This window comes from Thiocystis minor (genome assembly GCF_016653465.1).
GTDB classification, from domain to species: Bacteria; Pseudomonadota; Gammaproteobacteria; order Chromatiales; family Chromatiaceae; genus Chromatium; species Chromatium minus.
Genome location: NZ_NHSQ01000043.1, coordinates 1 through 18640 on the forward strand (window position 1 = coordinate 1; position 18640 = coordinate 18640).

At 61.4% G+C, this 18640-nt stretch carries 16 protein-coding genes; 7 read left to right on the top strand and 9 right to left on the bottom strand.

Annotation, left to right across the window (positions count from 1 at the left end; translation table 11 throughout):
- Positions 1-138 precede the first annotated feature (138 nt).
- From CCR95_RS03695 to CCR95_RS03710, 4 genes are all read left to right on the top strand, one after another.
- Positions 139-2274, top strand: coding sequence for an HAD-IIB family hydrolase (locus CCR95_RS03695; RefSeq protein ID WP_201091975.1), 2136 nt, complete (start codon positions 139-141; stop codon positions 2272-2274).
- A gap of 6 nt (positions 2275-2280) precedes the next feature.
- On the top strand, positions 2281-3144 hold the full coding sequence (locus CCR95_RS03700) for an HAD family hydrolase (protein WP_201091976.1): 864 nt from the start codon (positions 2281-2283) through the stop codon (positions 3142-3144).
- A 119-nt stretch (positions 3145-3263) separates the two neighbouring features.
- A complete protein-coding gene (locus CCR95_RS03705) occupies positions 3264-4160 on the top strand; it encodes a PfkB family carbohydrate kinase (protein WP_201091978.1) in 897 nt (298 codons plus the stop codon).
- A 124-nt stretch (positions 4161-4284) separates the two neighbouring features.
- Positions 4285-6258, top strand: coding sequence for an amylosucrase (locus tag CCR95_RS03710; RefSeq protein WP_201091979.1), 1974 nt, complete (start codon positions 4285-4287; stop codon positions 6256-6258).
- Between the two features lie 297 nt (positions 6259-6555).
- Here CCR95_RS03710 and CCR95_RS03715 read toward each other — a convergent pair whose 3' ends face one another.
- Positions 6556-8592, bottom strand: a complete 2037-nt coding sequence (locus CCR95_RS03715; RefSeq protein WP_201091980.1) for a sodium-translocating pyrophosphatase — start codon at positions 8590-8592, stop codon at positions 6556-6558.
- Between the two features lie 498 nt (positions 8593-9090).
- On the opposite strand from CCR95_RS03715, the gene CCR95_RS03720 reads away from it, so the two are divergent.
- From CCR95_RS03720 to CCR95_RS03730, 3 genes are all read left to right on the top strand, one after another.
- Entirely contained in the window at positions 9091-10101 is a 1011-nt protein-coding gene (locus tag CCR95_RS03720) for a TRAP transporter substrate-binding protein (protein ID WP_201091981.1), read from the top strand.
- A 97-nt stretch (positions 10102-10198) separates the two neighbouring features.
- A complete protein-coding gene (locus tag CCR95_RS03725; protein WP_242523048.1) occupies positions 10199-10912 on the top strand; it encodes a TRAP transporter small permease in 714 nt (237 codons plus the stop codon).
- Positions 10909-12192 carry a TRAP transporter large permease gene (locus CCR95_RS03730; protein ID WP_201091982.1) on the top strand — a complete coding sequence of 428 codons (1284 nt, stop codon included), beginning with the start codon at positions 10909-10911 and terminating at the stop codon, positions 12190-12192. The genes CCR95_RS03725 and CCR95_RS03730 overlap by 4 nt, the downstream gene beginning before the upstream one ends.
- Before the next feature lie 96 nt (positions 12193-12288).
- Here the strand turns inward: CCR95_RS03730 and CCR95_RS03735 are convergent, their stop codons facing one another.
- The 8 genes from CCR95_RS03735 to CCR95_RS03770 form a co-directional block, all read right to left on the bottom strand.
- Positions 12289-12666: a 4Fe-4S dicluster domain-containing protein gene (locus tag CCR95_RS03735; RefSeq protein ID WP_201091983.1), complete on the bottom strand. Its 378-nt coding sequence runs from the start codon at positions 12664-12666 to the stop codon at positions 12289-12291.
- Positions 12667-12671: 5 nt separating this feature from the next.
- Complete coding sequence (locus CCR95_RS03740; protein WP_201091984.1) at positions 12672-13754, bottom strand: hydrogenase large subunit; 1083 nt, start codon at positions 13752-13754, stop codon at positions 12672-12674.
- A 3-nt stretch (positions 13755-13757) separates the two neighbouring features.
- A complete protein-coding gene (locus CCR95_RS03745; RefSeq protein WP_201091986.1) occupies positions 13758-14195 on the bottom strand; it encodes an NADH-quinone oxidoreductase subunit C in 438 nt (145 codons plus the stop codon).
- The gene (locus CCR95_RS03750) at positions 14192-14641 is read right to left on the bottom strand and encodes an NADH-quinone oxidoreductase subunit B family protein (RefSeq protein ID WP_201091988.1); all 450 of its coding nucleotides are present in this window, start codon (positions 14639-14641) and stop codon (positions 14192-14194) included. Before CCR95_RS03750 ends, CCR95_RS03745 begins: the two co-directional genes overlap by 4 nt.
- A gap of 54 nt (positions 14642-14695) precedes the next feature.
- Positions 14696-14986, bottom strand: coding sequence for a type II toxin-antitoxin system RelE/ParE family toxin (locus tag CCR95_RS03755; protein WP_201091990.1), 291 nt, complete (start codon positions 14984-14986; stop codon positions 14696-14698).
- A gap of 9 nt (positions 14987-14995) precedes the next feature.
- Positions 14996-15259: a type II toxin-antitoxin system ParD family antitoxin gene (locus tag CCR95_RS03760; protein WP_201091992.1), complete on the bottom strand. Its 264-nt coding sequence runs from the start codon at positions 15257-15259 to the stop codon at positions 14996-14998.
- 323 nt (positions 15260-15582) lie between these two features.
- Positions 15583-16443, bottom strand: a complete 861-nt coding sequence (locus CCR95_RS03765; RefSeq protein ID WP_201091993.1) for a respiratory chain complex I subunit 1 family protein — start codon at positions 16441-16443, stop codon at positions 15583-15585.
- A complete protein-coding gene (locus CCR95_RS03770) occupies positions 16440-18374 on the bottom strand; it encodes an NADH-quinone oxidoreductase subunit 5 family protein (protein ID WP_201091995.1) in 1935 nt (644 codons plus the stop codon). Before CCR95_RS03770 ends, CCR95_RS03765 begins: the two co-directional genes overlap by 4 nt.
- Between the last annotated feature and the right edge of the window lie 266 nt (positions 18375-18640).

Sequence of the window (18640 nt, forward strand, 5' to 3'; positions counted from 1 at the left end):
AGCATGAACCTGTTCGAACAGGAGGGGTCGGCGATCAGCTTGGCCAAGAAGCGCCGCAAGGCCGCGTGGAACGATGACTATCGCGCCAAGGTGGTGTTCGGCTGAGGATTTAAGCGCGCTCGCCCTGGGGCCCCTGTCATGTACATTCTTCTGCTGAGTATTCACGGCCTGATCCGTGGCCATGATTTAGAACTCGGACGCGATGCGGACACCGGCGGACAAACCAAGTATGTCGTCGATCTCGCCCGCGCGCTCGGCGAACGCAGCGATGTGACACAGGTCGATTTGGTGACCCGTCGCGTCATCGACGAGGCCGTGAGCGCGGATTATGGCGTGCCGCTCGAACCCCTGAGCGAAAAATCCCGCATCGTCCGTATCGATGCCGGTCCCGATGGCTATATCGTCAAGGAGCAGCTTTGGGACCATCTCGACGGTTTCATGGACAATCTGGCCGCCTGGCTTCAGGAACAGGGCCAGTGGCCAGATGTCATTCACAGCCACTATGCGGATGCCGGCTACGTGGGCGCGAAACTGGCTAGTCTGATCGGCGTGCCGCTGGTGCATACCGGTCATTCGCTGGGGCGCGATAAACGCCAGCGTTTGCTGGCGGCCGGACTCGATGGCGAACAGATCGACGCGCGTTACAACATGGTGCGCCGCATCGACGCCGAGGAAACCGTGCTGGCCAGCGCGGATCTGGTTATCACCAGCACCCATAACGAGATCGAGGAGCAATACGCGCTCTATGACTATTATCAGCCCGAGCGGATGGTCGTCATCCCGCCTGGCACCGATCTGAAGCAGTTTCATCCGCCCGCGCCCGAGGATCCGCCGATCGCCTTTGCCGCGCAGGTCGAGCGCTTTCTCGACGCACCCGGCAAGCCCTTGATCCTCGCGCTGTCGCGCGCCGATCATCGGAAAAACATCGTGACGCTGATCGAAGCCTATGGCGAATCGCCCGAGCTCCAGTCGCTCGCCAACCTGCTGATCATTGCCGGTAACCGCGACGATATTCGCGAACTGGACGAAGGCGCCCGCGACGTATTGACCGAGATTCTGATCACGGTCGATGCCTACGATCTTCATGGCAAGGTCGCCGTGCCCAAGCATCATAGCGCCGACGAAGTGCCCGAAATTTATCGTCTGGTGGCCCGTTCCGAAGGCATTTTCATCAACCCCGCCCTGACCGAGCCCTTTGGTCTGACCCTGCTGGAGGCCGCCGCCACCGGTCTGCCGCTGGTAGCCACCGAAAACGGCGGGCCGGTGGACATCATCGGCAACTGCAAAAATGGTGTACTGGTCGACCCGCTCGACCGCGCGGCCATCGCCGCCGCCCTGCTCGACATCCTGAGCGACCCTGAGCGCTGGCACACGTTCTCGCACAGCGGACTGCTGGGGGTACGCGAACGCTACTCCTGGCAGGCCCATGCCGACCTCTACCGCGAGCGCATCGCCCCGCTTGCCAAGCGCGCAGTGCCCATTCCCGATACGCCGCCGGCGCGCCGGCGTCTGATGTATCGTGATCGCGCGCTCTTCACCGACCTGGATCAGAGCCTGTTAGGCAATGCCGAGGGCGTCGAGCGCTTCGTCGCCATGATGCGCGCGAACAAGCGCTGCGCCAATTTCGGCATCGTGACCGGGCGGCGTCTCGATTCGCTGTTGATCGAACTCAAGAAACAGCGTATTCCGGTGCCGGATATCCTGATCACCAGCCTGGGCACCGAAATTCACTACACCGGGCACCTGATTCCGGACGATTATTGGAAGGAGCATGTCGACCATCTGTGGAAACCCCAGGCGGTGCGGCGCGCGCTCGCCAAGGTGCCGGGGCTCCTCCCGCAAGGCAAGGTCGAACAGAGCCGCTTCAAGATTTCCTATCACTACGACCCCACGATCGCGCCCTCGGTGGAGGAAATCGCGACCCTGCTGCGCAGCCGCGAACAGAGCGCCAATGTCATCCATGCCTTCGGTCAGTTCCTCGATATCGTTCCGATCCGCGCCAGCAAGGGGCAGGCGCTGCGCTATGTCGCGCACCGGCTGGGGATTCCGCTCGAACACATCCTGGTCGCGGGCGGCTCCGGGGCAGACGAGGACATGATGCGCGGCAACACCCTCGCCGTGGTCGTCGCCAATCGCCATCACGAGGAACTGTCGCAACTCGCCGAGAACGAAAATATTTACTTCGCCCAGCAAACCCATGCGCTGGGCATCCTCGAAGCCGTCGATTATTACGACTTCTTCCGCGCCTGCCGCGTGCCGCCAGCGTCTGAATGAACACCCATGTCAATCAGTCTTTTGCTCTGCACCGATCTGGACCGCACCCTCATCCCCAATGGGCGCGAGCCCGAATCGCCCGACGCGCGGCCGCGTTTCCATCGCTTCGTCGCGCAGGCGGGGATTACTCTGGCCTATGTCACCGGCCGTCATCAAACGCTAGTCGAGCAGGCGATCGCCGAATACGCGCTACCCTGGCCCGATTATGTGATCGGCGATGTGGGAACCAGCATTCAGGCCGTGCAACTCAACGCCGATGGCGCCGCGCGCTGGAGCCCGCTACCGCGCTGGCTGGATGTCATCACGCAAACCTGGCCGGGGCCACGGACCCTGCAAGCGCTGTTCGCCGATCTGGCGGGTTTGCGTTTGCAGGAAGACGCGAAACAGACGCCCTTCAAGCTCAGCTATTACGTCTCTCTCGACCTGGATGCCGACGACCTCTTGGCGCGTCTGAACGAACGACTGGCCAGCGCGGAGACGCGCGCCAACCTGATCTGGAGCGTCGACGAAACCGCCGCCGTCGGCCTGCTCGACGTGCTGCCCGAACAGGCCGGTAAATATCATGCCGTGGCCTTCCTGATGCGTGCGCTCGGCTGTGGGGAAAGCGCCACCGTCTTCGCCGGCGACAGCGGCAACGATCTGGAGGTGCTGACGAGTCCGATTCCCTCGATCCTGGTCGCCAACGCCCATCCCCAAATCCGCGAGCAGGCCCACCGCGCCGCCGCCGCGCGCGGTCTAGAGGTGCGTCTCTATTGCGCCCGCGGCGGCTGGTCGGGCATGAACGGCAATTATGGCGCCGGCATCCTGGAGGGCGTGGCGCATTTTCGCCCGGACTTACTGGATCTGTTGCTGGCATCCGGCGATGGATGAGCGCGGGACGCGCCGAGCGGCCGATGCGCGACGACCGTCGCGCATCGCACGCCAGCCGTCCCAATTGAGAAGCGGACGCGATTTCCTCGATGACGGCTTTTCCGCGGAGAACCCAAACCATGCATCTGCCACCCATCTGCGTCTTTGGCGAAGTCCTGTTCGATCGTTTTCCCGATGACCATCGCATTCTCGGGGGCGCACCTTTCAATGTCGCCTGGCATCTGCATGCCTTCGGTGCGGCCCCGCGCCTGGTCAGCGCGGTGGGCGACGACCCGGATGGCGCGGCGGTGCGCACCGCCATGAGCGCCTGGGGGATGAATGTCGCCGATCTCCAGACCGATCCCGACCACGCCACCGGCGAGGTCGCGGTATCGTTGCGTGACGGCGAGCCCGCCTATGACATCGTCGCCGATCGCGCCTATGACCATATCCGCCAGCCCGCGGAGGGCCATGACGGATTGCTCTATCACGGCACCCTGGCCCTGCGTCAGCCAGTCTCCGCCGCAACCCTGCAGGCGCTCAAGGCGAACGGGCCGGACAGCGTCTTTCTGGATGTCAATCTGCGCACGCCCTGGTGGTCGCGCGAGGAAACCTTGCGCCTCGTGACCGACGCGGATTGGGTCAAGCTCAATCGCGACGAACTCACTTGGCTGGGAGAGACCGACGGAGCCCCAACGGAGGATCTGGCGGAACGCGCGCGCGCCTTTCTCGAACGCCATGACCTGACCGGCCTGATCGTCACCCTGGGCGGCGATGGCGCGCTCGGTCTGAGCGCCGACGGCGTGCCGGTTCGGGTTGCGCCGGCGCCGGCCACCGAGGTGCTGGACACGGTCGGCGCGGGCGATGCCTTCGCCGCGGTGCTGATCCTCGGAATCCTCCGCGGCTGGCCGCTGACCACAACGCTGGAACGCGCCCAGTCGTTCGCCTCGCGGATCGTCGGACAGCGCGGCGCCACCGCTTCCGACAGGGCGCTTTACGCGCCCTTTCTCGACCGCTGGGGTTTGCGTCAAGCGTAAGTCCGAGGAGTTGGAAAGCGTCGCCCGGAGCTTCCCTGCAAGCGCACCAAGACCGGCACTCGCGGCATCGGTGGTCACAGGATGACCCGTTGTTCACCCTGCCAATTCTTCAAACGGAGCCTCCATGTACGAACAGGTCTCTCACGCCCTGCTGAACGATATCCTCGACGAATTCGCTCATGACCTCTCGCACCAGGATCTGCGTCATTTCTATACCCGGCTGGGCGCGAACTTCTACGCCATTCATTCGCTCTTTCATCATCTCTACGGTCATCGCGAGGACTTCAAGCAACAGACGACCCATCTCACCGAACGTCTCGCCCGCGCCTATCTCGATCGCCCGGCGGCGCTCCAGCAGCTCGATATGGCGCGCGAGGAGGATTACAACTGGTTTCTGAGCCAGGAATGGGTCGGCATGGCGCTCTATTCGGATGGGTTCGCCGGCAATCTCCAGGGCCTGATCCAGCGGTTGCCCTATCTGCAGGAACTCGGCGTGAATCTGGTGCATGTCATGCCGATCCTCAAATGCCCCCTGGGCGCAAGCGACGGCGGCTATGCGGTGAGCGATTTCCGCGATATCGATCCGCGCGCCGGGCGCGTCGAGGACGTGGTCGCGCTGGCCGAGGCGATGCGCAAGCGCGGCATGCTGCTGACCCTGGATGTCGTGGTCAACCACACCTCGAACGAGCACGAATGGGCGCAGCGGGCACGCGCCGGCGATGCCGACTCTCAGAAGTTCTATTACATCTTCCCGAACCGCGACGTGCCCGACATATTCGAGGAGACCCTGCCCGAGATCTTTCCCGAGACCGCGCCCGGGAATTTCACCTGGGATCCGGTCATGGGCAAATGGGTCATGACGGTCTTTAACGACTATCAATGGGATCTCAATTATTCCAATCCGGCGGTCTTTATCGAGATGCTCGATATCGTCCTGTTCTGGGCCAATCAGGGCGCGGATATCGTGCGTCTGGACGCGGTGGCCTTTCTCTGGAAAAAGGTCGGCACCACCAGCCAGAACGAGCGCGAGGCCCATCTCATCCTGCAACTCATGAAGGACTGCTGTCAGGTGGTCGCGCCCGGCGTGCTCTTCATCGCCGAGGCCATCGTCGCGCCCTCCGAGATCATCAAATACTTCGGCGAGGACGCCATCATCGCCAAGGAATGCGAGATCGCCTATAACGCCACGTTCATGGCGCTGCTGTGGGACGCGGTGGCGACCAAGAACGCCAAGCTGCTTAATCAGGGCGTCAAAAGCCTGCCGAACAAGCTCGACCGTGCCACCTGGCTCAATTACGTCCGCTGCCATGACGATATCGGTCTCGGCTTCGACGACGCCGACATCCGGGCCTGCGATTACGATCCTTATTCTCACCGTCGCTTTCTGGTGGACTGGTTCACCGGCGCGTTCGAAGGCTCGCCCAGTCGCGGGCGTCCGTTCGGCGTCAATCTCAAGACCGGCGACGCCCGGATTTCCGGCGCGCTGGCCTCGCTGGCCGGACTGGAAGCCGCCCTGGAGTCGGGCGATCCCGAGGCCATCGACCACGCCGTCAATCTGATCCTGACCCTGCACGGGATGATCATGTCCTTCGGCGGCATCCCCTTGATCTGGTACGGCGATGAAATCGGCACGCTGAACGACAATTCCTTTCTGGAGGATGTCAACAAGGCCGGTGACAGCCGCTGGATCCATCGTCCGCGCATCGACTGGAACCGCGCCGAACGCCGCAGCGAGCATGGAACGGTCGAGCAGCGTCTTTTCGACGGTCTCAAGCGCATGATCGCGGTGCGCAAGACCACGCCAGCCTTCGCCGACTTCAACAACCGTGAACTGCTCGACGTGGCCAACCCGCATCTGTTCGTCCTGTTGCGCACCCATCCGACCATGCAGACGGACAGCGTGCTGGTGGTCGCCAACGTCGATGTTCAGTCCCAGTATTTGGATCTGAAGGATCTCGGCAACCGCGGACTCTTCCGCTTTGGGCAGGTCAAGGATTTGCTGACCGGCGAGTCGCCGGCGCTGTTCAATACGCGCGTGGTGATTCCGCCGCTGCGTTTCTACTGGTTGACCGATCAGCGTCCGGGCGCGGTGCTGTAGAGGAATCAGCCCAGTGACTTCGGAATCGTTCATTCGAGGAGTTCGCCACATGACATCAGCATGGCGGCTGCGTAACGTCAGGTCGTTAATGGACAGTTTGTTGGTCTTGCTGAGCCTGATCAATGGACAGGATACCTGACGCCCTCTCGGCGGCGTTGGCCGCCGCATGGCGGTATTCTGAAGGAGGGTAGTCCCCCAATCTGCAGGATGGCTCTCCGGCGCAAAGCCCTATCCAGTCAGGACCAGCGTCAAAGGAAATCATATGGATTGTGGCACTACCCAAATTTCGATCCTCGCTCAGAGTAGCGGAACCAAGAGCAGGGCAACGATATTGATGATTTTGATCAATGGGTTGATCGCTGGACCCGCGGTGTCCTTGTAGGGATCGCCGACGGTGTCGCCGGTGACGGCCGCGTGATGGGTCTCGGAACCCTTGCCGCCGAAGTTGCCTTCCTCGACATACTTCTTGGCGTTGTCCCAGGCGCCGCCGCCGGTGCACATGGAGATGGCGACGAACAGGCCGGTGACGATGGTACCGATCAGCAGACCGCCCAGCGCGCGCACGCCGGCGCCGTCACCCATGAGGATGTTCATCCCAAACGCCACCACGACCGGGGCCAGGATGGGCAGCAGCGAGGGGATGATCATCTCCTTGATCGCCGCGCGGGTCAGCAGGTCGACCGCCCGTGAATAATCGGGCTTGCCCGTACCATCCATGATCCCCGGAATCTCGGCGAACTGACGCCGGACCTCGACCACCACCGAACTGGCGGCACGACCGACGGCCTCCATGGCCATGGCGCCGAAGAGGTAGGGGATCATGCCGCCGATAAAGAGACCGATGATGACGGCCGGATCGGAGAGGCTGAACACTTCCAGCTTGCCGGCCGCCTGAAGGTTATGGGTGTAGTCCGCGAACAGCACCAGCGCGGCCAGACCGGCGGAACCGATGGCGTAGCCCTTGGTGACCGCCTTGGTGGTGTTGCCGACCGCGTCCAGCGCGTCGGTGATATGGCGAACCTCGGGAGGCAGGCCGGACATCTCGGCGATGCCGCCGGCGTTGTCGGTGATCGGACCATAGGCGTCGAGCGCGACGATCATGCCCGCCATCGACAGCATGGCGGTCGCCGCGATGGCGATGCCGTAGAGATCCCCGACCATATAGGACGCCCAGATCGCGACGCAGACCGCCAGCACTGGCCAGGCGGTGGATTTCATCGAGACCGCGAGACCAGCGATGACGTTGGTGGCATGCCCGGTCTGGGAAGCCTCGGCGACATAGCGGACCGGCGCGTATTCGGTCGCGGTGTAGTACTCGGTGATGAGCACCAGCGCGGCCGTGAGCGCCAGACCGACCAGGGTGCAGAAAAGCATGGCGAAGAAGTGATCGCCCATGAAGAGTGCGGTCACGATCGCGAAGGCGAACAACGCCAGCCCGCCCGCCACGCCCATGCCGCGATAGAGCGCATTCATGATTTTACCGCCTTCGCGGGCCTTCACGAACAGGGTGCCAACGATGGAGGCGACAATGGAAACCGCCCCGAGCATCAGCGGATAGAGGATGTAGTCCATGTCCAGACCGCCATCGGCGCCCTTGAACATGAGGCCGCCCAAGACCATGGTGGCGACGATGGTGACCGCATAGGTCTCGAAGAGGTCGGCAGCCATGCCAGCACAGTCGCCGACATTGTCGCCCACGTTGTCGGCGATGACCGCCGGGTTGCGCGGATCGTCCTCGGGGATGCCGATCTCGACCTTGCCGACCAAGTCCGCGCCAACGTCGGCGCCCTTGGTGAAGATACCGCCGCCGAGACGGGCGAAGATGGAGATCAGCGAGCCGCCGAAGGCGAGTCCGACCAGCGCATGCAGCGCCTCTTGATCCGCCCCCAGGAAGGCGAAGTAGCCCGCCACGCCGAGCAGACCGAGACCGACCACCAGCATGCCGGTGACCGCGCCGCCACGGAAGGCGACGTCCACCGCAGCCTCAATCCCGATCGTCGCGGCCTGTGCGGTGCGAACGTTGGAACGGACCGACACATTCATGCCGATATAGCCGGCGAGGCCGGAGAGAATGGCGCCAACCGCGAAACCGCCGGCGGTCGCCAGACCGAGTGTTGGCCAAAGAACCAGGAAGAGCGCGCCACCGACCATGGCAATGGTGGTGTACTGTCGATTGAGATAAGCCTGGGCGCCTGCCTGAATCGCCGCGGCGATTTCCTGCATGCGTGCGGAACCAGCGGACTGCATGGTAATCCAGGCGACGACCGCCAGACCGTAGAGAACGGCGAGGCCACCGGCGCCGATGGCGAGCCAAAGCGCAACATCTGTTGACATGAGCATCCCCCATAGCGGGTTTTCGTTGGAATGAGCCGAGTACATCGGGCGGCAATCGCAACGTCGGGATACAGCAGCAGACGCAACGACCAGCCACCAAGACGACGCGGAACTTTAACATAAAGACCGTGGTCCACGATCATTACGCAAAAAATCCGCAAATCGCGGACGCGATGGCCAATCGCCCTAAAAATTACCCCCCGCCATTGCTTCGGGACTTTCGCGAATCACGTAAATCCCATTTTTTTCATGGGTTTTACCTCGCTCCAGCCGGCGCCGATTGGTCGTCGTCCGGAGTCGGCCACGCCCGGTGCGCGCGATCCGACGCTTGGCCGTGCCTGAAAAATTTCTTAATCCTCTTTATTTGTTATCCGCGAAACGTTCGAGGTGCCATGCCTTGAAGCCGTCCGAACCGAAGTGTAGCCTTCGGGAGATTCCTCGCCACCACGCGATGAATTCCATCGTTACAACAAAATTTCCACTGCGGAGGAACCCGCCATGAAATTTCCTGTTCTGATGCTGGGTCTGGCCCTAGCCATTGGCGCCGTGAACGCTGTCGTCGCCGCCGATGAGCCGATCGTCATCAAGTTCAGCCATGTGGTTGCGGCCGACACGCCCAAAGGCAAAGCCGCCGACTTTTTTGCCCAGCGCGCCGCCGAGCTGACCGGCGACAAGGTTAAGGTCGAAGTCTATCCCAACAGCGCGCTCTATAAGGATAAGGAGGAGTTGGAAGCGCTCCAGATCGGCGCGGTGCAGATGCTGGCGCCCTCGCTGGCCAAGTTCGGTCCGCTGGGCGTCAAGGATTTCGAAGCCTTCGATCTGCCCTACATCTTCACCGACTATGACGATCTGCACAGGGTCACCCAGGGTGAGATCGGCACGGCGATTCTGAGCAAGCTGGAACCCAAGGGCATTGTCGGACTGGCCTTCTGGGATAACGGCTTCAAGTCTTTCTCGGCCAATTTCCCGATCAAGGCACCCGAGGACATGAAGGGCAAGAAGTTCCGTATCCAGTCCTCCAAGGTGTTGGAGGAACAGATGCGCGCACTCAGGGCACTGCCACAGGTCATGGCCTTTTCCGAGGTCTATCAGGCGCTCGATACCGGCGTGGTGGACGGCACCGAAAACCCGCCGTCCAATATGTACACCCAGAAAATGCATGAGGTGCAAACGAACCTGACCCTGACCCAGCATGGTTATCTGGGTTACGCGGTCATCGTGAATAAAAAATTCTGGGCCGGTCTCCCGGAGGATGTTCGTGGCCAATTAGAGCAGGCCATGAAAGAGTCGACCAAGCTGGCCAACCGGATTGCCAAGGAAGAGAACGATCAGGCATTGGCGGGGATCGAGGCGAGCGGCAAGACCAAGGTCTATACGCCGACCGACGAAGAGAAACTGGCCTTCAAGCGGAAGCTGGTGCCCGTGCATGACAAGATGGCTTCGCGGGTCGGCAAGGAGCTGATCCAGTCCATCTATCAGGCAACCGGTTTCAAGCCTGATTCGCTTTAAACCGCGTCATAAGTGGCCGGCGTCGTTTCGAGTGAGCCCGTCCTCACGACAACCAACGGCGACCGGCGGAACGCGGTTTAAATTGGAGCATCCGCTGATGAAGTTGCTCGACCATCTCGAAGAATGGCTCATCATCCTGCTCATGGGCGGCGCGACTCTGATCGTGTTCGTCTCGGTCCTGCACCGTTACGCCTCCGGTTACGAGATCCCGGTCGTGCAGGACTGGCTGCTGTCGCTCAATTTCGGCTGGACCCAGGAGTTGTGCATCATCCTCTTCGTCTGGATGGCCAAGTTCGGCGCCGCCTACGGGGTGCGCACCGGTATCCATGTCGGCGTCGACGTGCTAGTCAACCGGCTCTCGGACCGCAAACGCGCCAAGGTCATCCTCTTCGGCCTGTTGGCCGGCGCGCTCTTCACCGCCATCGTCGCCACGCTCGGCACCCGCTTCGTCTGGGAGAACGGCGCGCACTACGCCTATTTGAGCACCTTGGGCCTGGACACCGGCGATCTCCCGGAAGGTCCGACCACGCCCGACCTCGAATGGCCAACCTGGATCGTCTATCTGGCGGTGCCGCTGGGTTCGACCCTGATGTGTTTCCGCTTTCTGCAGGTCGCCTACGGCTTCCTCCGCACCGGCGAGCTACCGCAGCACGATCACAGCCATGTCGAAGGTCTCACGAAAGAGCCGCTGCCGGTCGATGTCAATATCTACGACATGGACGACAACCTGCACTTCCGCGATCTCAAACACCGACCCGTGGGTGAGTCCGGCAAGTCGGGCGATTCCGACCGCGAGGACCGTCCATCATGAGCGCCGCCATCATCTTCGGCATCCTGCTCGCGCTCATGCTGACCGGGATGCCGATCTCCATCGCGCTCGGTCTCACCGTTCTCACCTTCCTCTTCACCATGACCCAGGTGCCGCTCGAAGCGGTGGCGCTGAAGCTCTTCACCGGCATCGAGAAGTTCGAGATCATGGCGATCCCCTTCTTCATCCTCGCCGGCAATTTCCTCACCCACGGTGGGGTAGCGCGACGCATGATCGCCTTCGCCTCGGCGATGGTCGGACACTGGCATGGCGGATTGGGTCTGGCCGGCGTCGCGGCCTGCGCGCTCTTCGCGGCGGTCTCGGGCTCCAGCCCGGCCACCGTGGTCGCGATCGGCTCCATCCTGCTACCGGCGATGATGAAGGCCGGTTTCCCCAAGAATTTCGGCGCCGGCATCGTCACCACCTCCGGGGCGCTCGGCATCCTGATCCCGCCCTCGATCGTGATGGTGATGTATTCGGTCGCGACCAACACCTCGGTTGGGGCCATGTTCATGGCCGGCGTCATTCCGGGCATCGGACTGGCCGCCGTGCTAGGCGGGGTCACCTGGTGGCGGGCGCGCAAGTTCGATTATCCGCGCATGCCCAAGGCGAGTTTCGGCGAACGCTGGCGGACTTTTCGGGAGTCGGTCTGGGGTCTGCTGCTGATCCTGATCGTGATGGGCGGCATCTATGCCGGGCTCTTCACCCCGACCGAGGCCGCCGCCATGAGCGCGGTCTATGCCTTCGTCGTCGCCGTCTTCATCTACAAGGATATGCGGCTCAAAGACGTGCCAAAGGTTCTGCTGAACTCGGCGAACATGAGCGCCATGCTGCTCTACATCATCACCAACGCGGTGATGTTCTCCTTCATCCTGACCAACGAGAATATCCCGCAGGCGCTGGCCGACTGGATGCTGGCCCAGGGTCTGGGACCGATCGCCTTCCTGCTGGCGGTCAACGTCCTGCTGCTATTAGCCGGCAACTTCATGGAGCCGACCTCGATCGTCCTCATCTTCGCGCCCATTCTCTTTCCGGTGGCGGTGAAGCTCGGCATCGACCCGGTGCATTTCGGCATCGTCATGGTGGTCAACATGGAGGTCGGCATGTGTCATCCGCCGGTTGGACTCAACTTGTACGTCGCCTCGGGCATCACCAAGATGGGCATCACCGAGCTGACCATCGCGGTCTGGCCCTGGCTCCTGTCGATGCTCTGCTTCCTGCTGCTCGTCACCTACTGGCCGACGATGTCGATCTGGCTGCCGACGTATTTGGGGATGATGTAGCGGCACTCATCAAGGCCCGTCGCCGTTTTGCGACGGGCTTTCCCTTTTCCCCCGCGTTCCCAAACTCCGCTTGGAAACCAGCGATCAGCTAACCGCCTAAACGCTCGGGCGCGTCTTGGACGAAGACGGCGTTGCAAAATCCTGCCGGAAACTGACGATCTCTTTCGTCCGCATCGGCGGCCAGGGCTCATTGCACTGGGTGATACAACCCTCGCGACAGTCATGGACACAGTTCCCGCAGAGGATGCAGAGGCTGTGATCGATGGCCCAGGTCTTGTCCTGCTTGCTGGCAACGATGGCGCCGGTCGGGCATTTGACGGCGCAGACCGTGCAAAAGGTGCAGTCGTTGATCTTGAACTCGATGTGGCCGCGCGTCTTGGCATAGGGCGTTCGTCGCTCGAACGGATAAAGCCGGGTCACTGGCCGGTGCAGTGCACTGCGGGTCACGAGGGCGGAGATGGAGAACCAGGACATGGGGTTTACCTCTCGGTGCAACTGACGCAGGGATCGATGGTCAGCACGATGACCGGGACATCGGCCAGGTCGCAGCCCTTGAGCATGTGGACCAGCGGGGCGATGTTGGCGAAGGTTGGGGTGCGGACCCGGAAGCGCTCCAGGTTTTTCTGGCCGTTGGCGCTCATGTAATAGCAGACCTCGCCGCGCGGCTGTTCGAGCCGGATCATGGTCTCCCCTTTGGGCCGCTGTCCCTTGAAAGTGACCTCGATCTCGCCCTCCGGCATCCGGTCGAGACACTGACGAATCAGGTCGATCGACTGGCTAATCTCGCGCAATCGAACCTCGCAGCGGGCATAGCAGTCGCCCGACTGCTCGACGACCGGCTCCCATTCCAGCTCACCATAGGCGGCATAGCCCAACTGGCGGGTATCGCTCGCGAAACCGCTCGCGCGCAGCACGGGACCGACGGCGCCCAGCGCATAGGCATCCTCGGCGCTCATGACGCCAACCCCGACCGTGCGCTGTTTGACTGTGCGGTCGCCACGGAAGATGTTGGCCACTTCATCAAAGGCCGCTTCGATCTCATTCATGCGCCGCCCGACCCGTCGCAGAGTCTCGGCATCCACATCCTTGCGGATCCCGCCGACCTTGCAGGAGCCGAAGATGACCCGCCCGCCGGTGGTCTCCTCGATGATATCGACCAACATCTCGCGGATACGCCAACTGTGCTGAAAAAGGCTCTCGAAGCCGAAGGCGTCGGCGGACAGACCCAGCCAGAGCAGATGGCTCTGGATGCGCGACATCTCGGCCCAGACGGTACGCAGATAGACGGCGCGCGGCGGAACCTCCAGCCCCAGGAGGTGCTCGATCCCCTGACAATAGCCCTGGCCGTGAATGAAGCTGCAAATCCCGCAGATACGCTCGGCGACCTGGGCCATCTCGACGAAGTCGTGACGCTCGGCGAGCAGTTCGAGTCCCCGGTGCACATAGCCGATCGAGGGCAGTGCCTGGACGACGCGCTCGTCGTCGAGTTCGAGATCGAGATGGATCGGTTCGGGCAGGACCGGATGCTGCGGACCGAAGGGGACGATGGTGGTATTCGCCATGGTTCAGCCCTCCCGGACTGGCGTGGGCGGGGCGACCTTCGCGCCCGCGTCCGCCCGACTGGACGCGCGCTGCGGTTTGTCCTTCTTCAGGGTCACACTGCCGGAAAAGGGGATCTTGGTCTTGGTGCGCAAAAAGTTCCCGCCATAGTCCAGGGCCAGACCCGGAATGTTGAAGCCAAACAGATCCTTCAGCTCGTTTTCATAGGTGAAGGAGGCGGCAAAGACCCCGCTCAGGCTCGGCAGTTCAGGCTGATCGCGGGGGACATGCACGCGAAAATTGACGCACTCATAGTTCTTGTCGTAGCTGATCATGACCTCGAAGTGATCCTCGCGCGCGGTCCCGGTCATCTGCACCAACCGGAAGCCCTCGGCCCGGTGGCGACTGGCTGTCGCAACCCACTGATCAAGCTCGATGTCTTCGAAGGACTCGTTCTGACTCATGATGCTACCACTTTACGTTGACGTTTACGTTCCTTGGCGCGCTCCTCCAGAATCGCCAGCGCCTGCACGACCCCATCAATGATCGACTCCGGGCGCGCCGCGCAGCCAGGAACATAGACATCGACCGGGATCACCTGATCGATGCCGCCGTAAACGTTATAGGCGTCGCGAAAGATGCCGCCGCTCAGGGCGCAGGCGCCGATCGCGACCACCGCCTTCGGGTCCGGCATCTGCGCGTAGAGATTTTCGACCACCTTGCGCGACTCCTCGTTCACCGAGCCGGTGACCAGGAAGATGTCGGCATGCTTGGGGTTGCCGGTGTTGACGATCCCGAACCGCTCCACGTCGTAGAGCGGCGTCAGACAGGCCAGCAGCTCGATGTCGCAACCGTTACAACTGGTCGCGGCGTAATGCAGGATCCAGGGGGATTTTTTGAGGAAGCTCATCGATGATGGTGCCTGCCGTTGATTCGAGGGTTAAATGGTTTTTCAGAAATCACCTTAATGCTCAAACAAGTCCGGCAGATTTCGCCCTCCCTGAACGATGCGCTCAATCCTGATCTCGCCGGGTTGTAGCCGATAGCAAACCACATAGCGTCCATAAGGAACCAGCCGAATGCTCTCCGAGATTTCCGGACGTAACCGCGCTACTTCGGGGAATGAAACAAGCCTTTCGCATCGCTCCCGAAGTTCGCGGATAAAGGATAACGCCCTGCGGGGGTTGTCACGGGCGATGTAGTCGGCAATTTCTTCCAGATCGGTGACGGCCAGCGGGGAAAACGTGCAGCGCATTGCCACAATTCAGGTTTCCTCTTCAAGCATGGCCTGATATCTGGCTTCGAGGCGTGTAAACACTTCATCGGCCGGGATACTGTCGCCACTTTCCGTGCCCGCGTGGATTTGCGCACGGTATTCCTCAAACTCAATCTCACGTAATCGTTCCCGCGTTTCCAGAAGGCCTAACGCCTCTCTGACCAGTTCGCTGGCACTGGCATAACGGCCTGTTTCGATCTGACGACGAATGAAATCCTCAAAATGATGGCCAATAGCGTAACTAGATGGCATGACAGTGTCTCCCTAATTCTACTTTGTTACCTTCAAAAAATCTTTAAGTGTTTAAATTTTATGATAATAAACAAAAATACACATAAACAATAGGGTTCTAGTGGCGCGTTGAGCGCCTATAATCACCCATAAACCGCCAACATCTATCTTCAATAGGGGCATAGTAAATGAAGATTTATTGCGCCTAATAAAAAATAACTTAAAATTCATTAATTTATGCGACAGTCAAAGTTAACAAAGTAGAACTAAAGGCTCGACAACAAATTCGGATCAATGTTTGACCATTTTCAAGCCTGTTTGGTCACGGACCTTCCCAACATCGCCTAGGCAATCAGCGGCAGCAGCAGCAGATTCGTCACGCCCAGTACACCCGTCACCGCCCAGGTCATCTTGAGCGTCGTCGCCCATTTAAGCCGCGCGTGGGTGTTGTCGACCAGCACCTCGGCAAAAAACAGCACCAGCGAGATGGGTAGCGCCCAGGCCAGACCCCAGGGCGCGAAGAAGAGATACAGCCAGCCGAGCAGGATGACGTTCTCGTACCAGTGCCCGATCTCCACCAGGGCCAGGTCGCTCCCGGACAGGTCGGTCGTGATGCCCTTGACCAGTTCCTGATGACCGTGGTGCGAGGAACTCAGATCGAAGGGCGATTTGCGCAGCTTGATGGTGAGGATAAAGAGAAATCCGAGCAGGATGCCGAAGAGTTGCACCACTTGCCAGGGGCTGCCCGCCACGATGTCGCTCACCCGGAAGCTGTCCGCCACCAGAAAGAATCCGAGCGCCACGAGGATGAGCATCGGTTCGTAGGCCATCATCAGCATCAGCTCGCGCGACGAACCGATATTGCTGTAGGGCGAATTGGTCGAATAGGCCGCGAGACAGAGAAAGATCCCGGACACCGTCAGCGCGAACAGACTCAGCAGCAGGTCGCTACCGAGAAAGAGGATGAACCCGGAGATCGCCATGAAGAACAGAAAGCCCCAGAGATAAAGCGTCTGAAGTTCGGTGACGACGACGGTGTCCTTTTCCAGCAGTTTCAGCACATCGTAGATCGGTTGCAGCAGCGGCGGACCCTGACGGGACTGCATCCGCGCGGTCAGACGCCGGTCGAGACCGGCCAGCAGCGCGCCAAGCAGCGGCCCAAGGACCAGAAAGGCGACCGCGAAACCCCAGTGTTCCACATTCATGGGTTCGCGCTCCACAACATCAGGGTCATCAAGATCACCGCTCCAATGAGCCCGCGACGGACCAGAAGATCTTCCTGGATGAATCCAGTGAGATAATAGCCTCGGCTTTCGACCTCGCGCTCCGCCCCCATGGCGCCCCGGTAGGAGGCGCTGCCGTCGACATTCGCCCCGCTCAGATAGCCGCTCACCACGGCGAAGCGCGGCGGTCGCAGCCAGAAGATCAGCGGCAGCAGGAAGATCCCGCCCAGCATGGCCGTCATCATCGCAATCGTCTCCCAGGGGATGCGGTCATCCGTCAGCGGGATCAGCCCGGCGCCGGTGAGAAACTCGGTGTAGGGTTGCACGAAAATCCAATCGGCCAGCGGAAAGAGTGCGCAGGCCACATAGGTGATCACCGTCAGCGTGAAGAGCGCAATCGCCTCGTCGCGAGGAATCGCCGCTTCGATGGGATTTGGCCGGCGCGGCATGGCCACCAGCTTGCCCATCCATTTGCTCCAGAAAAAGAGCGTCGGCGCGCTGCCGAAGGCGAGGATGGCCGCGAGCAGGATCCCGTCGCCCGGCATCACATCCATGGTCAGGAACGCCTGAAAACAGGTGTACTTACTCAATAGCATGCCGAAGGGCGCGAGGAACATCCCCAGGATGCCGACCAGCATCATCGCGGCCAGGACCGGACGCCGATAGACCAAGCCCTCCATGTCCTCGATGTCGCGGCTGCCAATCAGATGCTCGGTGGTGCCGACACTGAGGAACAGCAGCGCCTTGGCAACCGCGTGGAAGAGGATCAGCAGAATCGCCGCCCAGATCGTCGTGGCCGTCCCCACCCCGGCGCACATGACGATCAGCCCGAGATTGGCGATGGTCGAATAGGCCAGCACCCGCTTGGCGTTGCGTTGATTGATCGCGACCAGCGAGGTGACGAGAAAGGTGACCCCGCCGACCAGCGACAGCAGCAGACCGGCGTAGGTATCGTGAAAGACCGGCGAGAGCTTGACGAGCAGAAAGACGCCCGCCTTGACCATGGTGCTCGAATGCAGCAGCGCGGACACCGGCGTGGGCGCGACCATGGCCCCAAGCAGCCAGGACGAAAAGGGCAACTGCGCCGACTTGGTCAGCCCGGCGATCGCGATCAGGACCGCCGGGATCAGTGCGAGCGTGCTGCCGGCGGCAATCAACTGGTCCAGTTCCCATGTGTGCAGCCCCGGACCATGGGTCAGCCAGACGATGGCCCCGGCGAAGGCGACGCCGCCGATCAGATTGAGCCCCAGCGCGCGGAAACCGTTACGGACCGCCTCCTCCGTCCCCGAGTAGGAGATCAGCCAGAAGGAGCAGAGCGTCGTCACCTCCCAGAAAAAGAACAGCCAGGGCAGATGGTTGGAGAAGACGATGCCGAACATCGCCCCCAGAAACACGAACAGCATGAAGAAGAAGGCCGGGCGGCGATCCTTCACCTCGTGATCGTGCGCCTGATAATCCTGCATGTAGCGGATCGCATGGAGACAGATCAGACCGCCGACCAAGCCGACGATCAAGGCCATCAGGATCGAGAAGCTGTCGACGTAGAAATGCCGGGCCACCTCGGGATGTTCCGGTGCAAGTTCCGCGAACAGCATCAGCCCGGTCTGCGCCAGGATCAGCAGCGGGATGTACCACTCGCGTCCCTTGATTCGGCGGCAGGCGAAAAGCAGATAGGCCGAGAGCGCGATCCCGCCCAGCAGGAAGGCCATGTCCAGCGCGCCGGCAACACCCGCACCGAGGCTGAAGAATTGTGGCTCCATCCGAAAATAGGACAGCGCCAACGCCAGCGAAGCGCCGCCCAGACCATAGACCGACCAGCGCACCAGGTCAGCGCGCCGCGCGTGGGTCGGGGCAAACAGAATCGCCAGCCCCGCGATCAACGGAAACCCGATCAGGAGAGCAATCAATGGCATCCGGGGATCCTCTGATTGATTCGCAAGGAGGCGAACGGCGCGACAGTGGCCGGACGAACCGCCCGGACGTTGGGTGAACGATGATTCATGGGATCAGGGACAGCGTGTTTGAATGGCGATGGAAACCGGCGCCTGAACGGGCGTCTTCTTGCAATCAACGCGCTAATCTAGCCGATCCGGACGCGCCCGGCATCAAAAATTCATTGCGAAAACGCAACTGATTGCGCCGGGTCACAACGTATGTCCGAAAACAGTGACGTAGCCAG